Raw genomic sequence first — 16093 nt, 5'->3', positions numbered from 1 at the left:
GCCGCGTTCGACGCGAGTCCCGGCGCGAGGCAGGATGGACGGGTCTGCATCCGTCCGGCCCGCCCGGCCGCCCGGATGCCCTGCCGAGCATTGAGGAGGTCCTGCCATGAGCGCGGACGATGTGGAGGACTTCGAGGCCGAGGCGGAGCTTACGCTCTACCGCGAGTACCGGGACGTCGTGGGCCTCTTCCGCTACGTGGTGGAGACGGAGCGCCGCTTCTACCTCGCCAACGGCGTCACCCTCACGCCGCACCAGGCCGACGGCGACGTGTTCTTCGAGCTGGTCCTCGAGGACGCCTGGGTCTGGGACGTGTACCGCAGCGCGCGGTTCATCAAGCGTGTGCGGGTGCTCACCTTCAAGGACGTGAACATCGAGGAGCTGCCCGCCGCGGACCTCCAGGTCCCGCAGGACGGCCGGCTGCCGGGCTGAGTCGCGGGGCCCGGCGCGGGCCCACCGCTCCTGCACAGGCGTCCCCTCCCTCACAGCAAGCCCGCGGCCCGGCACGGGCCCCTCCGCCTCCCGCACCCTGGTGGCGGAGGTGGTCACCATGACGAGGACCGGGGAGACGGCGCCGCCGGGCGGCGGCGCGCAGGGGCGGGGCAGCAGCGCGCACACGGCGCTGGGCCGCTTCGGGGAGGACGCGGCCGCGCGCTGGCTCACGGAGCGCGGCTATGTCATCGCCGAGCGGAACTGGCGCGGCGAGGCGGGCGAGCTGGACATCGTGGCCCACCACGCCGGCTGGTGGGTGGGCGTGGAGGTGAAGACCCGCTCGGGGCTGGCTTTCGGCGATCCCCTCGAGGCCATCACCCGGCGCAAGCTGCTGCGCCTGCACCGCCTCATGGCCGAGTGGGTGCGGACCCACAGCGAGGGGCGGCATCCGGCCCCGTGGCGCGTGGATGCCGTCGCCGTCCTCGTGCCCCGCACCGGGGGCGTCCGCTTCGACCTCGTCACGGACGTGCGGCCGTGAGCCGTATCGGTCGCACGCGGTCGATCTCCCTGGCCGGGCTGCGCGGCGACGTGGTGGACGTGGAGGCCGACATCGCCCAGTCCCTTCCCGGCTTCACCCTGCTGGGACTGCCGGACCAGGCCCTGCAGGAGAGCCGTGACCGCATCCGCTCCGCCGCCCGCAACGCCGGCCTGCCGCTGACCCGCCGGCACCTGACCGTGAACCTGCTCCCGGCCGGCGTGCAGAAGCGCGGCGCGTGCCACGACCTCGCCATCGTGCTCGCCGCCTACGCCGCGGACGGGCGGGTGCGCGGTGTGGACGGGCCCGTGTTCCTGGCGGAGCTCGGCTTGGACGGAACGCTGCACCGGGCCCCGGAGACCGTGGCCATGGTGCTCGCCGCGGTGGACGCCGGCCATCGGGACATCGTGGTGGCGCAGGAGGCGGTCGCCGACGCCGAGCTCGTCCCCGGTGCCCGCGTCCGGGGCTACGCCCACCTGCACCACGTGATCCGAGCCTTCGGCGGCTCGCCCGAGGGGACTGCCCCGCCCGAGCCGGACGGGCACGTGCTCGGCGCCGGCCGCGCCGGATCCGGCGGAGAGGAGGGCTCCACCTCCCCGGAGGTCCGCGGGCCCGGGTGCACTCCGGCGCCCGACCTCGCGGAGGTGGCCGGTCAGGGCGAGGCGCGGTTCGCCCTCGAGGTGGCCGCCGCGGGTGGACACCACCTGCTCCTCATGGGCCCGCCCGGCGCGGGCAAGACGATGCTCGCCGAGCGGCTGCCCGGCATCCTCCCGCCCATGGACGACCGCACGGCGCTCGAGACCGCGGCCCTGCGCTCCCTGCGCGCCATCGGCGCCCACGCGGGCGGTCTCGACCGCCGCCCGCCGTTCGAGGCCCCGCACCACTCGGCCTCGGCCGCCTCCCTCGTGGGAGGCGGCGCCGGGCTGGCCCGGCCCGGCGCCGTGTCCCTGGCCCACGGCGGCGTGCTCTTCCTCGACGAGGCCCCCGAGTTCGACCGCCGGACGCTCGAGTCCCTGCGCCAGCCCCTCGAGTCGGGGGAGGTGGTGATCCACCGCTCCCGCGGCACGGTCGCCTACCCCGCCCGCTTCCAGCTCGTCCTCGCCGCGAACCCGTGCCCCTGCGGCTTCGGCGGCGGCAACGGCAGCCGCTGCCGGTGCTCCGTGCTCCAGCGCCGGCGCTACGCCGACCGGCTCTCCGGTCCGCTGCTGGACCGCGTGGACCTGCAGGTGACGGTCCGCCCCGTGAGCGCGCACCAGCTCACCGGAGCCCCTGCCGCGGAGGACTCCGCCACCGTGGCCGCCAGGGTGCACGCCGCCGTGGAGCGCCAGGACGCCCGCTGGAGGGAGGCCGGCGCGCGCGGCCTCGTGGCCTCCCACGTGCGCCGCAACGCCCGCGTGCCCGCGCCCGTGCTGCGACACGGACCGTTCGCGGTGCCCGCCGCCGCCCGGGAGCCGGCCGACGCGGCCGTGGACCGGGGCGAGCTCAGCGCTCGCGGCCACGCCCGGGTGCTTCGCCTCGCGTGGACCCTCGCGGACCTGCGCGGCCGCGAGCGGCCCGCCCCGGAGGACACGGACGTGGCCCTGAACCTGCGCAGCCGAGACGAGGAACAGCCGTGAATCCCTCCCACCCCACCCCCACCTCCGCCTCCGCCCGCCCCGACGGCGCCCGCGTGGCCCGCGCCGCGCTCACCCGGCTCGTGGAGCCCGGGGACGAGCTTCCGGCGCACGCCGTGGCAGCGTTCGGCCCCGAGCGGGCCCTCGCGCTCCTCACCGGCCGCGCGGCGCTGCACCCCGCCGAGCGGGACCTCCTGGCGGAGCACACCGGCGCGCCGGACGGCCTGGCGCGCCGGTGGTCCGCCGGGCTGCAGCGATGGGCGCCCCGCGCCGCCCATCTGGACCCCGAGCGCGACCTCGTCGCCCTGCACCGTCTGGGCGGCGGCCTGCTCATCCCGGAGGACGACGCCTGGCCGGCCGCACTGGAGGACCTCGGCGAGAGCGCCCCGCTGGGGTTGTGGTTCCGCGGGACGGGCGCGCTGCCCGCTGCCGGCCGCACCCTCGCCGTGGTGGGCAGCCGCGAGGCCACCGCGTACGGCCGCGCGGTGACGCGCCAGTTCGTGGGCCACGCTGTCCGAGCCGGCCTGTGCGTCGTCTCGGGCGGGGCATACGGGATCGACGGCGCCGCGCACCGCGCAGCCCTCGACGCGGCCCAGGAGCGGGGCGGGGCCGGGGGAGCGGAGGCGTCCGCCCCGACCATGGCCGTGCTGGCCGGCGGCCTCGACCGCTTCTATCCGGCAGGCCACGAGGAGCTGCTCCGAGACGTCATGGAGGCCGGGCTGCTCCTCTCGGAGATGCCGCCCGGAGCGAGTCCGACGCGCCACCGCTTCCTCCAGCGCAACCGGCTGATCGCCGCGCTCTCCGGCGCCGTGCTCGTGGTCGAGGCGCGCTGGCGCTCCGGGGCGCAGAACACCGCCGGCCACGCGATGGGCCTCGGCCGGGAGCTCGGCGTCGTCCCGGGGCCCGTCACCTCGCCCAGCTCCGCCGGCTGCCATCGCCTGCTGAAGGAGACCCCGGCGCGGCTCGTGATGGACGAGGACGACGCCCTCGCCCTGCTGGACGGCGTACGCCGGCCCGCTGGGAGGGGCGCCTCTGGCGGGACGGCCGCGGACACGGGCACGTCCCGGGCGCCCGAACCATCCGTGGCGCCCACGTCGGCGCCGGGGACGAGGGGGGAGCGCCGGCAGCGGCACGCCGAGCGGCCCACGGACGCCCTCACCGTGGAGGAGCTGCTCGTCGTCGACGCCCTCCCGCTGCGCAGCGCCGTGCCCGTGGACCGCCTCACCGTCACCGCGGGCCTGGCCCTGCCCACCGTGCTCGCCGTCCTCTCCCGCCTGCAGCGGGCCGGGCTGGCCGAGCGCGTGGAGGACCGCTGGCGGCGCGCACCGGGCGGGGGTGGCACAGTGGAGGGATGAGCACCCGTCCTCGCGCCACAGGCCCGGCGGCCGAGCCGTCCGCGGCCGTGCCCGCGCCCTCGCCCCGGGACGCGGCGTGGCTTGAGGCGTACGCGGAGCACCTGACCCACGAGCGCAATCGCAGCCCCCGGACCGTGTCCGCCTACCGTGCGGACCTGCGCCACCTGGCCGCGCACGTGGGCCCCGGTCAGGATGTCTTCGCGGAGGTGGACGTGGAGGACCTGCGCGGCTGGCTCGCCGCCATGGCCCACGCCGGCCTGGCCCGCACGACGCTGGCCCGCCGCGTGGCCGCCGTGCGCACGTTCATGGCGTGGCTGCGCCGCGAGGGCCTGCGCCACGACGATCCGGCGCTGCGCCTGCGCTCTCCCCGGCCGGACTCCTCCCTGCCGCACGTGCTGCAGGACCTGCAGACACGCCGCCTGCTGGACTGGGCCGAGGCTCGCGTCGCCGAAGCGGAGGAGGGCGACGACGCCGTCGCCCGCGCTGTCGCCCTGCGCGATGCGGCCGTGCTCGAGCTCCTCTACGCGACGGGAGCCCGCGTCGCCGAGGTCGTGGCCCTCGACCGGGACTACGTGGACCTGGAGCGCCGCGTGGCCACCCTCACCGGCAAGGGCGACCGGCAGCGCACCGTCCCGTTCGGCGGTCCCGCCGCGCGGGCGGTCCACCTCTGGTCCTCCGCCGGACGCCCCGCCCTGCTCACGGGGGAGTCCGGCCCCGCCCTCTTCCTCGGCGCGCGCGGCGGGCGGCTCGGCGTGCGGCAGGTGCGGGCCGTCGTCGACCGCGGGCTCGAGGCGCTCGGCGACACGGCGGCCCGCGGCCCGCACACCCTGCGCCACACCGCCGCCACCCACCTGCTCGACGGCGGTGCCGACCTCCGCACCGTCCAGGAGCTGCTCGGCCACTCGTCCCTGCGGACCACGCAGGTGTACACCCACGTGTCCATCGACCGCCTGCGGGAGGGCTACCGCCAGGCGCACCCCCGCGCCTGAGCGCGACACGCCCTCAAGCCGGGACCATTGCCCGCCCCCGGGCCCTCCGGCACAATGGCCACAGGAGTTCCGTCGTCCGCGGCGTGGTCGTAGGGGAAGACGCACCGCATCGCTCCCGGAGGAACCCATGGACACCATCACCACCCGCGGCGTGGTCCACATCCTCTCCGCACCCACCGCGCTGTGCCCCCACGTCGAGTGGGCCCTGAGCTCCGTGCTCGGCGGCCACACCGAGGTCGAGTGGCAGGCGCAGCCGGCCGCGCCCGAGCAGCACCGCACGGAGCTGCACTGGCGGGCCCCGCAGGGCACCGGAGCGTCGCTGGCCTCGGCGCTGCGTGGCTGGCCGCACCTGCGCTTCGAGATCACCGAGGAGCCCTCCGCCGGCGCGGACGGGTCCCGGTGGTCCCACACCCCGGACCTGGGCATCTTCCACGCGGCCACCGACGTCTCGGGCAACATCATGGTCTCCGAGGACCGGATCCGCTTCGCCTATGAGCAGGGCGCGGGCGACCCCACGGTCGTGTTCCACGAGCTCTCACTCGCCCTGGGCGAGGCCTGGGACGAGGAGCTGGAGCCCTTCCGCCTCGCCGCCGCCGGTGCGCCGGTGCGCTGGCTGCACCGCGCGGGCTGACACCGCCCCCCCTCGCCCGCACCCCCTCACGACGACGGCGCCCGTCCCTCGTGGGGACGGGCGCCGTCGGGCGTGCGGGTCAGACCGCGCGGAACACGGCCACGGCGTTGTGGCCGCCGAAGCCGAAGGAGTTGTTCACCGCCACGCGGTCCCCCGCGGGCAGGCGGCCCGGCTCGCCGGTCACGACGTTGAGCGGGATCTCGGGGTCCTGGTGCTCCAGGTTGATGGTCACGGGAGCGGTGCCGTGGTGTACGGCGAGCACGGTGAGGATCGACTCGATCGCGCCGGACGCCCCCAGCAGGTGGCCGGTCTGGGACTTCGTGGCCGAGACCAGGACGTCGTCGAGGTGGTCTCCGAGGACTGCCTTCAGCGCGAGGTACTCGGGGGCGTCTCCCTTGGGGGTCGAGGTGGCGTGCGCGTTCACGTGGCTCACCTGGGAGGGGTCCACGCCGGCACCGCGGAGGGCGGAGCGCAGGGCCCGGGTGGCGCCGAGGCCCTCGGGCTCCGGGGCGGTGATGTGATGCGCGTCGGAGGAGACGGCGGCGCCGATCAGCTCGGCGTACACGCGGGCGCCGCGGGCCTTCGCGTGCTCCTCGGACTCCACCACCATGACGCCGGCACCCTCGCCGAGGACGAAGCCGTCGCGGTCCACGTCGTAGGGGCGGGAGGCGGCCTGCGGGTCGTCGTTGCGCTTGGACAGCGCCTGCATCGCGGCGAACGCGGCCATCGGCAGCGGGTGCACGGCGGCCTCGGCGGCCCCGCACAGCACGACGTCGGCCTGGCCGGAGCGGATGAGCAGCAGTGCGGTCTCGAGGGCCTCGGTGCCCGCGGCGCAGGCGGAGACCACGGTGCGGGCCCCGGCGCGGGCGCCGAACTCGAGGGAGAGGGCCCCGGCCGCGCCGTTGGGCATGAGCATGGGGACGGTCATGGGCAGCACACGGCGCGGCCCGCGCTCGCGCAGGGTGTCCCAGCCGTCGAGGAGGGTCCACACGCCGCCGATGCCCGTGCCGAAGGCGACGGCCAGGCGGTCGTGGTCGATCTCGGCGCCCTCGAGCCCGGCGTCCTTCCAGGCCTCGCGGGCGGCCACGGTGGCCATCTGCGTGCCGGGGTCCTGGCGCTTGGCCTCGACCCGGCTGAGCACCTCGGCGGTGGGCACCGCGAGCTCCGCGGCGAAGGTGACGGGCAGGTCGTACTGCTCCACCCAGTCGTGCTCCATGGTGGCGGCGCCCGAGACGCCCTTCAGCGCGTTGGCCCAGAACGTGGGCACGTCGCCGCCGATGGGGGTGGTGGCGCCGAGGCCGGTGATCACTGCGGTGCGGGTCATGGGTCTGCTGCCTTCGTCTCTCGGGGGCCGGGGTGCGGGTGCCCCGGGCGAGCGGGGGCCGGAGGCGCCCGGATCAGGCGCCTCCGGCACGGTCCTGCGAGGCACGGCGAGCCGGGAGGCCCTCCGCACGGGGTGGGCCAGGATCAGGCCTGGGCGCCGTCGATGAAGTCCACGGCGTCCTGGACGGTCTTGAGGTTCTTGACCTCCTCGTCCGGGATCTTCACCCCGAACCTGTCCTCGGCGTTGACCACGATGGTCATCATGGAGATCGAGTCGATGTCGAGGTCGTCGGTGAACGACTTCTCCGGCTGCACGTCGGCCGTGTCGAGGCCGGTCTCCTCGTTCACGATCTCGGCGAGGCCGGCGAGGATCTCTTCCTTGGAAGCCATGGGGCGTCTCCTTCAGGTAGGTGTTTCGGTGTACTGGGTCAGTGAATCAGATGCGCACGCCTCAGGGGAGGCGCACCACCTGGGCTCCGTAGACGAGGCCGGCGCCGAAGCCGATCTGGAGGGCGAGGCCGCCCGAGAGCTCGGGGTGCTCGGCGAGCAGGCGGTGCATGGCCAGCGGGATGGAGGCGGCGGAGGTGTTGCCCGCGTCGGCGATGTCCCGGGCCACCACCACGGACTCCGGCAGCGCCAGTTGCTTGGCGAACTCGTCGATGATGCGCATGTTGGCCTGGTGCGGGATGAAGGCGGCCAGGTCGCCCGGCTCGACGCCGGCGCGGTCCAGCGCCTCGCGGGCCACCTTCGCCATGGACCACACGGCCCAGCGGAACACGGAGGGCCCGTCCTGGCGCAGGGTCGGCCAGAGCATCTCCTCGGCGCCGGTGATCGCGGAGGCGTCGCCGGTGGTGCGGGCGTGCTCGACGGCGTCGCGCACGTCCAGCTGTGAGCGGGTCATGGAGATGGTCTCCCAGCGCTCGCCGTCCGAGCCCCACACCGAGGGGGAGATGCCGGGCTCGTCCGAGGCGGAGACGATCACCGCGCCCGCGCCGTCGCCCAGCAGGAAGGAGATGGAGCGGTCCGTGGGGTCGATGACGTCGGAGAGGCGCTCCACGCCCACCACGAGCACGTGCTTCGCGGTGCCGGCCCGCACCAGCGCGTCGGCCTGGGCCACCCCGTAGCAGTAGCCCGCGCACGCGGCGGAGACGTCGTAGGCGGGGGCGGGGGTCGCGCCGATCTCGTGGGCCACCAGGGCTGCGGCCGAGGGGGTGGCGTGGGGGAAGGTCACCGTGGAGACGATGACGGCGTCGAGGTCCGAGCCCTCCAGTCCGGCGGAGGCGAGGGCCTCCCGGGCCGCGTCGACGGACATCGAGACCACGGTCTGGTCCGCGGTCGCGCGCTGGCGCGTGACGATGCCCGTGCGCTGCCGGATCCACTCGTCGGAGGAGTTGATGGGCCCCACGAGGTCCTCGTTCGGCACGAGGTTCGCGGGACGGCAGGCGCCGACGGCGACGATGCGGCTCGCCGCGGGGCGGTCCAGCTGCTTCAGGGTGACGGTCATGATGCTCTTCTCTGCGTCTGTTCGTCTCTGCGCGGGAGGGGGGCGGCGGTGCTCAGGCTGAGTGCTCGGCGAGGAACGCGCGGGCCGCGTCCAGGTCCTCGGGGCTCTTCAGCGCCAGCGTGGCGGTGCCCTTCAGGCCGCGCTTGGCCAGTCCCGTCAGCGTACCGCCGGGCAGGAGCTCGAGGACACCGGTGACGCCGCGTTCGGCGAGGGCATCCATGCACCGGTCCCACCGCACCGGGCGCGTCACCTGGTCCACGATCCGCTCCAGGACCTCGGCGCCCGAGGCGACGACGGCGCCGTCCCGGTTGGAGAGCAGGGGAAGCCGCGGATCGGCCGGGGAGAGCGTGCGCACGTGGGCCGCCAGGGCGTCCACGGCGGGGGACATGTGCTCGGTGTGGAACGCGCCGGCCACCTTCAGGGGGATCACGCGCGCCCGGGCCGGGGCGCTCAGGTCGGCGAGCGCCTCGAGGGTGCCCGCCGCCACCACCTGGCCGGCGCCATTGACGTTGGCCGGGGTGAGGCCGGCGGCCTCGATGGCGGCCAGCACCTCCTCCTGGTCCCCGCCCACGACGGCGGCCATGCCGGTGGGCGTGGCGGCGGCGGCCTCGGCCATGCCCGTGGCGCGGACGCGGACGAGCGCGAGCGACTCCGCGGGGGAGAGGACGCCCGCCAGGCCGGCGGCGGTGATCTCGCCGACGGAGTGGCCGGCGAGGACGGTGGTGGCGGGGTCGGAGGCGTCCGCCTCGAGGATGGATCCGGCGACGAGCCCCGCCGCGACGATGAGCGGCTGGGCGACCGCGGTGTCCTTGATGGTCTCCTCGTCCGAGACCGTGCCGTGGCGGACCAGGTCCACGCCGGCGGCGTCGGAGAGCTCCTCCAGGAGCTCACGGGTCCCGTCCATCTCGAGCCAGGGGGCGAGGAAGCCGGGGGTCTGGGAGCCCTGTCCGGGGCACACGATCGCGAGCATGCCCTCCATCGTGTCAGGCGGGCGCGCCTCCCGCCTCCCGCTGCAGGCACGAACCCGCACGGAGACGTTTGGAGGGTTCCTACAAGAGTGGGCGGCCCTCGGCGAGGCGGGACACGGCGATCGCGGTCTGGAGCACGTAGGCGTCGCGCGGCACGAGCGGGTCCCACCCGGTCAGCTCGCTGACCCGCCGGAGCCGGTAGCGGACGGTGTTCGCGTGCACGTAGAGCTCGCGGGCGGTGGCCTCGAGGGACCGGCCGAGGGCCAGGTAGGTGTCCACGGTTTCGAGGAGCGAGGAGCCGGCGTCGGCGAGGGGTGCCCAGACACCGTCCACGAGCGCCTCGCGAGCGGAGGGGTCGCCCATCAGCACGCGCTCCGGCAGGAGGTCTCCGGACGGCGTCGGGCGGGGGGCGCGCGGGTGCGCCGCCGCGGCGCCGAGCCCGGCGAGCGTGTGGTGGGCGGAGACGTGCGCCTCCACGAGCGAGTCCACCACGGGGCCCGCGATCACGGGTCCGGCGGCGAACCACGGGGTGAGCGCCTCGGCGGCGGCCCGGGGGTCGGTGACCGAGCCGAGGACGAGGACGAGACGCTCGGCCTGCACGCCCACCAGGAGGTCGCAGTCGAGGCGGGCCGCCGCGCGGCGCAGCCCGGGCACGTAGGCGGGCTGGTCCTCGCCCGGGGCGGAGCCGGCCATGACCATCACGCAGTGGTCGTCGTGCCAGCCGAGCGCAGTGGCGCGGTGGCGGATCTCGTCCGGGTCCTGGCCGCGCAGCACGGCGTCGAGCAGGACCGCCTCGAGCCGGGAGTCCATGGCCCCGCGCATCTCCGCGGCCCGCGCGTAGACGTCCGCGAGGGCGAAGGCGATCTCCCGCGAGTAGTGCAGGATGTGCTCGCGCATCGCGGCCTGGTCCCGCTCCGCGACGAGGTCCGGGACGGTGGACTCGACGACCTCCACCATGGTGCGGATGAGTTGGAGGGCACGCTGGAGGGACACGGCGCGGCTGAGGTCGGTGGGGGCGGGCCCGAAGACGTCCTGGAGGACGGTGTCCGCGCCGGCCGTCAACCGTTCGCACCACACCACGAGGCCCTGCAGGGCCCGCTGGGCCACGAGTCCGAGCGCGCTGCGCTCGTCCGGGGTGAGCTCGCGGTACCAGGGCAGGGTCGCGTCGAGGCGCTGCAGGACGGTGGTGTTGAGGGCCCCCAGGTGGCGGCGCAGCCGGTCGACACCCTCGGCGCTGACGGGGCGGGGCGCGGCGGCGCGGGGTTCGGGCATGCACAGCATCCTAGGGGCCCGGGACGCGACCGGTTGTGGGGTTCCTACAGCGGGGACGACGACGGCCGGCCGACCTCCCCGCGTGGGGAGGACGGCCGGCCGTCGGGGCGGGCCGACGCACGGGCGCCGGCCGGGGACGTCAGGCGTCGCCGCCGGCGTTGCCGGTGGTGCCCGCGTTGACGTCGCTGAGCCGGTACATCGAGTGCGCCTTCGCCGCGGTGCCCTCCTCGAGCGTGCCCTCCTGCTCGAGGAGCTGCAGGGCGCGCACCACCATGGAGTGCGTGTCGATGTGGAAGTAGCGGCGCGCCGCCGAGCGGGTGTCGGCGAAGCCGAACTCGTCGGCGCCCAGCGCGCTGAAGCGCTGGGTCACGAACGGCCGGATCTGGTTGGCCCAGGACGTGGTGTAGTCCGAGGTGGCCACCACGGGGCCCTCGGCGCCCGCGAGCTTCTCCGTCACGAACGGGGTCCGCACCGGGGCGCTGGGGTCCTTGAGGGCGTCCTTCTCGGCCGCGACGGCGTCGCGGTAGAGCTCGTTGTACGAGGTCACGGACCACACGTCGGCGCTCACGCCCCAGTCCTCGGCGAGGATGCGCTGCGCGTCGACCGCCCACGGCAGGGCCACGCCGGAGCCCAGGAGCTGGACCTTCGGCCCGTCGCCCTGGCCCTCGGAGAGGCGGTAGATGCCCTTGAGCAGGCCCTCCACGTCCAGGTCCTCCGGCTCGTCGATGTGAACGATCGGCTCGTTGTACACCGTGAGGTAGTAGATGACATTGCGCACCGCGTCGCCGCGGTCGTGGTCGCCGTACATGTCCTCGAGGCCCTGGCGCACGATGTGCGCGATCTCATACGAGTACGCCGGGTCGTAGTGCTTCACGGCCGGGTTGGTGCCCGCCAGGACCGGCGAGTGGCCGTCCATGTGCTGGGTGCCCTCGCCCGCGAGCGTGGTGCGACCCGCGGTGGCGCCGATCATGAAGCCGCGAGCGAGCTGGTCGGCCGCCGCCCAGATGCTGTCCGCCGTCCGCTGGAACCCGAACATCGAGTAGAAGATGTAGATCGGGATCATGGGCTCGCCGTGCGTCGAGTACGCCGTGCCGAGGGCGTTGAAGGCCGCAGTGGCGCCGGCCTCGTTGATGCCCACGTGGTAGAGCTTGCCCTGCGGCGACTCCTTGTAGGAGAGGAACAGGTCGCGGTCCACGGACAGGTAGTTCTGGCCCTTGGGGTTGTAGATCTTCGCCGTCGGGAAGAACGAGTCCATGCCGAAGGTGCGGGCCTCGTCCGGGATGATCGGCACGAAGCGCGAGCCCAGGTTCTTGTCCCGCATCAGGTCCTTCAGCAGGCGCACGAAGGCCATGGTGGTGGCGGCCTGCTGCTTGCCCGAGCCCTTGCGGGCCTGCTTGTAGGCCGACTCCGGGGGCAGCGGGATGCGGTGGTAGTCCGCGCGGCGCTCGGGGACGAACCCTCCGAGCTCCTTGCGGCGCTCCATGAGGTACTTCATCTCCGGGGAGTCCGCGTCGGGCTTGTAGTACGGGATCTCGTACGGGTTCTTGTCGATGACCTCGTCGGAGACCGGGATGCGGTGACGGTCGCGGAAGACCTTGATGTCGTCCGCCGTCATCTTCTTCATCTGGTGGGTGGAGTTGCGGCCCTCGAAGGACTTGCCGAGGCCGTAGCCCTTGATGGTGTGGGCCAGGATGACGGTGGGCTGGCCCTTGTGCTCCATCGCGGCCTTGTAGGCGGCGTACACCTTCTTGTAGTCGTGGCCGCCCCGCTTGAGGCCCCAGATCTCGTCGTCGCTCATGTCCGCCACCAGCTCCTTGGTGGTGGAGGAGCGGCCGAAGAAGTGCTCGCGCACGAAGGCGCCGGACTCGGCCTTGTAGGTCTGGAAGTCGCCGTCGAGCGTCTCGTTCATGATGCGCACGAGCTCGCCCTCGTCGTCGGCCTCGAGCAGCGGATCCCACTCGCGGCCCCAGAGGACCTTGATGACGTTCCAGCCCGCGCCGCGGAAGTAGGACTCCAGCTCCTGGACGATCTTCCCGTTGCCGCGCACGGGCCCGTCGAGGCGCTGAAGGTTGCAGTTGACCACGAAGGTGAGGTTGTCCAGCTTGTCGTTGGCGGCGATGTGCAGCTGGCCGCGCGACTCCGGCTCGTCCATCTCGCCGTCGCCGAGGAACGCCCACACGTGCTGCTCGGACGTGTCCTTGATGCCGTGGTGGTGGAGGTAGCGGTTGGTCTGCGCCTGGAAGATGGCGTTCATCGGGCCGAGGCCCATGGAGACCGTCGGGAACTGCCAGAAGTCCGGCTTCATGCGCGGGTGCGGGTAGGAGGGGAGCGCGTGGCCCTCCTTGGACTTCTCCTGACGGAAGCCGTCCAGGTCCTCCTCGGTGAGGCGGCCCTCGAGGAAGGCGCGCGCGTAGTTGCCCGGGGAGGAGTGCCCCTGGAAGAAGATGTGGTCGCCGCCGCCGGGGTGGTCCTGCCCGCGGAAGAAGTGGTTCAGGCCCACCTCGTACAGGGTGGCCTGGCCGGCGTAGGAGGAGATGTGGCCGCCCACGCCGATGCCCTCGCGCTGCGCGCGCTGCACGATCGCCGCGGCGTTCCAGCGCAGGTAGTTGCGGTAGCGGCGCTCCAGCTCCTCGTCGCCCGGGTACTCGGGCTCCTGGTCGGCCGGGATGGTGTTCACGTAGTCCGTGGTGGTCACGTGGGGCAGGGCGACCGACTGGGCGCCGGCGCGCTGCATGAGGGTGCGCATGATGTACTGCGCGCGCTCCGTCCCGCGCTCCTCCACGAGCCCGTCGAAGGACTCGATCCACTCCGCGGTCTCCTGCGGGTCCTTGTCCGGGAGCTGGTTGGTCAGACCGCTCAGGATCTGGGAGCTCTCTTCGGCTGCGCTCACGGTGCCTCCTGGTGTTCGTGCGGAGGGATGCTCCGCGTCGGTGCTGGTGCACTGGCGGGATACGCCCGCACTGCCGCGCCGCGCCCCCGGACTCGCTCCGGCGGACGGGCGCCTGTCGCGCCCAGCCTAGCGCCGTCCGTGGGCTGCGCGCGTGGTCTGGGACCCGGAGGCCCCGGGCGCACGGGCGTAGGGTGGGCCGTGTCACGCACACGCACGGCGCGCGCCCCGCACGGGGCGCATGTCCCGTCCCGGAGGAGGACCGCACACGATGGAGGCAGGGCCGCAGGAGACCCCGGCTGCTCAGGCACGGCTCGAGGAGCTCGGCCTGGCGCCGGGCGACCTGGTGCAGGAGTGGGGGTTCGACGACGACGTCGACCATGGCTTCCGCGCCGCCCTCGAGGCGGCGCTCGGGGAGGAGCTGCTGACCGAGGAGGACCAGGAGCCCGCGGACGCCGTCCTCTTCTGGTGGCGCTCGGATGAGGGGGACGTCACAGACCTCGCCGACGCCCTGGTGGACGCCCAGCGCTCCCTCGACGCCGGCCCCCTCTGGATCATGACGCCCCGCACGGGCCGCCCGGGCCACGTGCCGCCGGCGGACGTGCAGGAGGCGGCCTCCACGGCCGGGCTGCACCCCACCACGGGCTCCGGCGTGAGCGCCGACTGGGCCGCCCAGAGGCTCGTGCAGAAGCGCGGTGGCTGAGCTGCGCAGAAGCGCGGTGGCTGAGCTGCGCAGAAGCGCGGGGGCTGAGGCCCCGGCGCTGCGGGACGACCACGGACAGTCCTGGTCGTTCCCCCCGCTCGCCACACCGGACGGCGTGCCGCATCCGGACGACGGAGTCGGCCGGCCCCGGGCGACCTGGCTGGCGTTCCTCCCCGGGGCGTTCACCCCGGTGTGCACCGGCGAGCTCGCCTGGCTCGCGGACCTCGCGCAGGAGCTCGCCGCGGTGGACGTCGCGGTGCGGGTGATCGCGTGCGACGCCGCTCCGGTGCTGCGCCGCGTGCGCGAGGACCTGGGCCTGGGGGAGCGGCTCACGCTGCTCTCCGACTTCTGGCCCCACGGGGCCGCGGCCGCTGCGTGCGATGCGTTCGACCCGGAGACGGGGCGGGCGCGACGGGTCTCCGTGCTGCTGGACGCGACCGGCGTCGAGGTTGCCAGGGTGGCCGCCGAGCCGGGCCGGGCGCGCTCGCGGAGCGCGCACGAGGCGGCGACGCGGGAGCACCTGCGCCGCACCGGTACCCTGGAGCGCAGCGCGGACCTATAGCTCAGTCGGCTAGAGCAGCTCGTTTACACCGAGCAGGTCGGGGGTTCGAGTCCCTCTGGGTCCACTCGTGTCGATGCCCCGGGACCATGCGCCTGGTCCCGGGGCCGTCGTCGTCGGCCGCGCGGGCCCGCCGTCAGGCCTCGGCGTACCGGGGACGCACCGCGCCGGCGTAGTCGCGCTTGATGTTGATCTCCTGCAGTGTCTCGATGCAGACCGGTCGCCCCACGAAGGGGGCGTGGATGCCGTGTCCCTTGCCGAGGTACAGGGCGACGTGGCGGATCTTCTCGCCGCCGGGCACGAGTGAGTAGAACAGCAGGTCGCCGGGGGTGAGGTCGTCGGCGGAGACCTTCGGCAGGCCCGAGTGGTTCAGCTGGGGGCCGGCGTCGCGGGGCAGCAGGATGCCGTGCGAGCGCAGCACCGTGTAGGTGAAGCCGGAGCAGTCGATGCCGAACGGGCTGATGCCGCCCCACAGATACGGCGTCCCCTCGAAGGAACGCGCGGTCTCGAAGACCTGCTCGACCGTGCCGAGGGCGGGCTCGCCCACCGCCACGTCTGCGCTGGCGATCCAGCCCTCGCGCTCGTTCGGCAGCAGGATCTTCGAGGCCTTCTCGCCCTGCTCCAGCAGCGGCAGGCGGGTGCCGAAGGGCACGACCACGAGGGTCTGCTCCATGCCCTCGCCGTCGAACACGCCGGTGCTGTCGGCGGTCACGCGCACCACCTGGGCGCCGTCGGCCGTCTGGGCGGAGAGGAAGCCGAGATCACGCACGACGTGGGCGCGCGGCACCCAGCTGGTCTGATGGCCGTCGTCGTTCGGCGCGGCCTGGTCCAGGAAGCTCACCTTCACCCAGTCCCCGGAGAGCTCTTGGACGGTGACGCGGGAGCCGAGGGCGGCCTGGGTGTCGGTGCGGCCGAGCAGCCCTCGCTGCTGGGCCACGTCCATGCGGGAGAGCCACTGGTCAGGCCGGGCGTCGGCCTTGATGACGGGCTCGTCCGTCCAGCCGCGGTCCTGGCCGGGCTTGAGCCAGGCGGTCGTCATGGAGGTGCGCACCACGGCGTCCTCGCCCACGGCGAGGTCCTTGATCCCCGTTTCCGCGACGGGGGACGTGGACGACGCCGCGGCCGACGAGGCAGTCTGCTGGGGGGAGGTCGTCGGCGCGGTGGCGCAACCCGTCAGCCCCAGGGCGCCGACGGCTCCGGCGCCGGCGAGCCCCCGTAGCGTGCGGCGGCGGGTGAGCGGGCGTTCTGAGATGGCTTCCACGCGGTGGTTCTCCTCGTCTGTGGGCCGCCTCCGGACGTGACAGGACCCCTCGGCGTTCGGCTC

General features: G+C 74.3%; 15 protein-coding genes and 1 tRNA gene. 9 read left to right on the top strand and 7 right to left on the bottom strand.

Annotated elements, in window-relative coordinates; genetic code table 11:
• Window positions 1-106 precede the first annotated feature (106 nt).
• The 6 genes from KZX60_RS00440 (at window position 107) to KZX60_RS00415 (ending at window position 5553) form a co-directional block, all read left to right on the top strand.
• Window positions 107-430, top strand: a complete 324-nt coding sequence (locus tag KZX60_RS00440; RefSeq protein WP_248115054.1) for a DUF2469 domain-containing protein — start codon at window positions 107-109, stop codon at window positions 428-430.
• Window positions 431-548: 118 nt separating this feature from the next.
• On the top strand, window positions 549-968 hold the full coding sequence (locus tag KZX60_RS00435) for a YraN family protein (RefSeq protein WP_248115053.1): 420 nt from the start codon (window positions 549-551) through the stop codon (window positions 966-968).
• Complete coding sequence (locus KZX60_RS00430; RefSeq protein WP_248115052.1) at window positions 965-2581, top strand: ATP-binding protein; 1617 nt, start codon at window positions 965-967, stop codon at window positions 2579-2581. The genes KZX60_RS00435 and KZX60_RS00430 overlap by 4 nt, the downstream gene beginning before the upstream one ends.
• Window positions 2578-3933, top strand: coding sequence for a DNA-processing protein DprA (locus KZX60_RS00425; protein WP_248115051.1), 1356 nt, complete (start codon window positions 2578-2580; stop codon window positions 3931-3933). Before KZX60_RS00430 ends, KZX60_RS00425 begins: the two co-directional genes overlap by 4 nt.
• A complete protein-coding gene (locus KZX60_RS00420; RefSeq protein ID WP_248115050.1) occupies window positions 3930-4922 on the top strand; it encodes a tyrosine recombinase XerC in 993 nt (330 codons plus the stop codon). The genes KZX60_RS00425 and KZX60_RS00420 overlap by 4 nt, the downstream gene beginning before the upstream one ends.
• Before the next feature lie 127 nt (window positions 4923-5049).
• Window positions 5050-5553 (top strand): DUF3145 domain-containing protein, encoded by a 504-nt coding sequence (locus KZX60_RS00415; RefSeq protein ID WP_248115049.1) that lies wholly within the window; start codon window positions 5050-5052, stop codon window positions 5551-5553.
• 79 nt (window positions 5554-5632) lie between these two features.
• Here the strand turns inward: KZX60_RS00415 and fabF are convergent, their stop codons facing one another.
• From fabF to aceE, 6 genes are all read right to left on the bottom strand, one after another.
• A complete protein-coding gene (fabF, locus tag KZX60_RS00410) occupies window positions 5633-6877 on the bottom strand; it encodes a beta-ketoacyl-ACP synthase II (RefSeq protein ID WP_248115048.1) in 1245 nt (414 codons plus the stop codon).
• Window positions 6878-7020: 143 nt separating this feature from the next.
• On the bottom strand, window positions 7021-7266 hold the full coding sequence (locus KZX60_RS00405; protein ID WP_248115047.1) for an acyl carrier protein: 246 nt from the start codon (window positions 7264-7266) through the stop codon (window positions 7021-7023).
• A 61-nt stretch (window positions 7267-7327) separates the two neighbouring features.
• Window positions 7328-8380: a beta-ketoacyl-ACP synthase III gene (locus KZX60_RS00400; RefSeq protein ID WP_248115046.1), complete on the bottom strand. Its 1053-nt coding sequence runs from the start codon at window positions 8378-8380 to the stop codon at window positions 7328-7330.
• 52 nt (window positions 8381-8432) lie between these two features.
• The gene (locus KZX60_RS00395; RefSeq protein WP_248115045.1) at window positions 8433-9350 is read right to left on the bottom strand and encodes an ACP S-malonyltransferase; all 918 of its coding nucleotides are present in this window, start codon (window positions 9348-9350) and stop codon (window positions 8433-8435) included.
• A 79-nt stretch (window positions 9351-9429) separates the two neighbouring features.
• On the bottom strand, window positions 9430-10620 hold the full coding sequence (locus KZX60_RS00390) for a helix-turn-helix domain-containing protein (protein ID WP_248115044.1): 1191 nt from the start codon (window positions 10618-10620) through the stop codon (window positions 9430-9432).
• Window positions 10621-10759: 139 nt separating this feature from the next.
• Window positions 10760-13510 (bottom strand): pyruvate dehydrogenase (acetyl-transferring), homodimeric type, encoded by a 2751-nt coding sequence (aceE, locus tag KZX60_RS00385; protein ID WP_248115043.1) that lies wholly within the window; start codon window positions 13508-13510, stop codon window positions 10760-10762.
• A gap of 268 nt (window positions 13511-13778) precedes the next feature.
• Here aceE and KZX60_RS00380 point away from each other — a divergent pair, with 268 nt between their 5' ends.
• From KZX60_RS00380 to KZX60_RS00370, 3 genes are all read left to right on the top strand, one after another.
• On the top strand, window positions 13779-14210 hold the full coding sequence (locus tag KZX60_RS00380; RefSeq protein WP_248115042.1) for a DUF3052 domain-containing protein: 432 nt from the start codon (window positions 13779-13781) through the stop codon (window positions 14208-14210).
• Window positions 14203-14772, top strand: coding sequence for a redoxin domain-containing protein (locus tag KZX60_RS00375; protein WP_248115041.1), 570 nt, complete (start codon window positions 14203-14205; stop codon window positions 14770-14772). Before KZX60_RS00380 ends, KZX60_RS00375 begins: the two co-directional genes overlap by 8 nt.
• A tRNA-Val gene (locus tag KZX60_RS00370) sits at window positions 14763-14836 on the top strand. Before KZX60_RS00375 ends, KZX60_RS00370 begins: the two co-directional genes overlap by 10 nt.
• A 69-nt stretch (window positions 14837-14905) precedes the next feature.
• On the opposite strand, the gene KZX60_RS12050 is transcribed toward KZX60_RS00370, so the two are convergent.
• Window positions 14906-16030 carry a C40 family peptidase gene (locus KZX60_RS12050; RefSeq protein ID WP_248115040.1) on the bottom strand — a complete coding sequence of 375 codons (1125 nt, stop codon included), beginning with the start codon at window positions 16028-16030 and terminating at the stop codon, window positions 14906-14908.
• Window positions 16031-16093 lie beyond the last annotated feature (63 nt).

Source organism: Micrococcus sp. EYE_212, from assembly GCF_023147585.1.
Lineage (GTDB): Bacteria > Actinomycetota > Actinomycetes > Actinomycetales > Micrococcaceae > Micrococcus.
This window is presented reverse-complemented; position numbering and strand designations above follow the sequence as displayed.

Excerpts from the sequence above, each read along its gene's own strand:
- KZX60_RS00420 (WP_248115050.1), top strand. The coding sequence starts at position 3,930 with ATGAGCACCCGTCCTCGCGCCACAGGCCCGGCGGCCGAGCCGTCCGCG.
- KZX60_RS00395 (WP_248115045.1), bottom strand. The coding sequence starts at position 9,350 with ATGCTCGCGATCGTGTGCCCCGGACAGGGCTCCCAGACCCCCGGCTTC.
- KZX60_RS00440 (WP_248115054.1), top strand. The coding sequence starts at position 107 with ATGAGCGCGGACGATGTGGAGGACTTCGAGGCCGAGGCGGAGCTTACG.
- KZX60_RS00400 (WP_248115046.1), bottom strand. The coding sequence starts at position 8,380 with ATGACCGTCACCCTGAAGCAGCTGGACCGCCCCGCGGCGAGCCGCATC.
- KZX60_RS00390 (WP_248115044.1), bottom strand. The coding sequence starts at position 10,620 with ATGCCCGAACCCCGCGCCGCCGCGCCCCGCCCCGTCAGCGCCGAGGGT.
- KZX60_RS00415 (WP_248115049.1), top strand. The coding sequence starts at position 5,050 with ATGGACACCATCACCACCCGCGGCGTGGTCCACATCCTCTCCGCACCC.
- KZX60_RS00380 (WP_248115042.1), top strand. The coding sequence starts at position 13,779 with ATGGAGGCAGGGCCGCAGGAGACCCCGGCTGCTCAGGCACGGCTCGAG.
- KZX60_RS00405 (WP_248115047.1), bottom strand. The coding sequence starts at position 7,266 with ATGGCTTCCAAGGAAGAGATCCTCGCCGGCCTCGCCGAGATCGTGAAC.
- KZX60_RS00435 (WP_248115053.1), top strand. The coding sequence starts at position 549 with ATGACGAGGACCGGGGAGACGGCGCCGCCGGGCGGCGGCGCGCAGGGG.
- fabF (WP_248115048.1), bottom strand. The coding sequence starts at position 6,877 with ATGACCCGCACCGCAGTGATCACCGGCCTCGGCGCCACCACCCCCATC.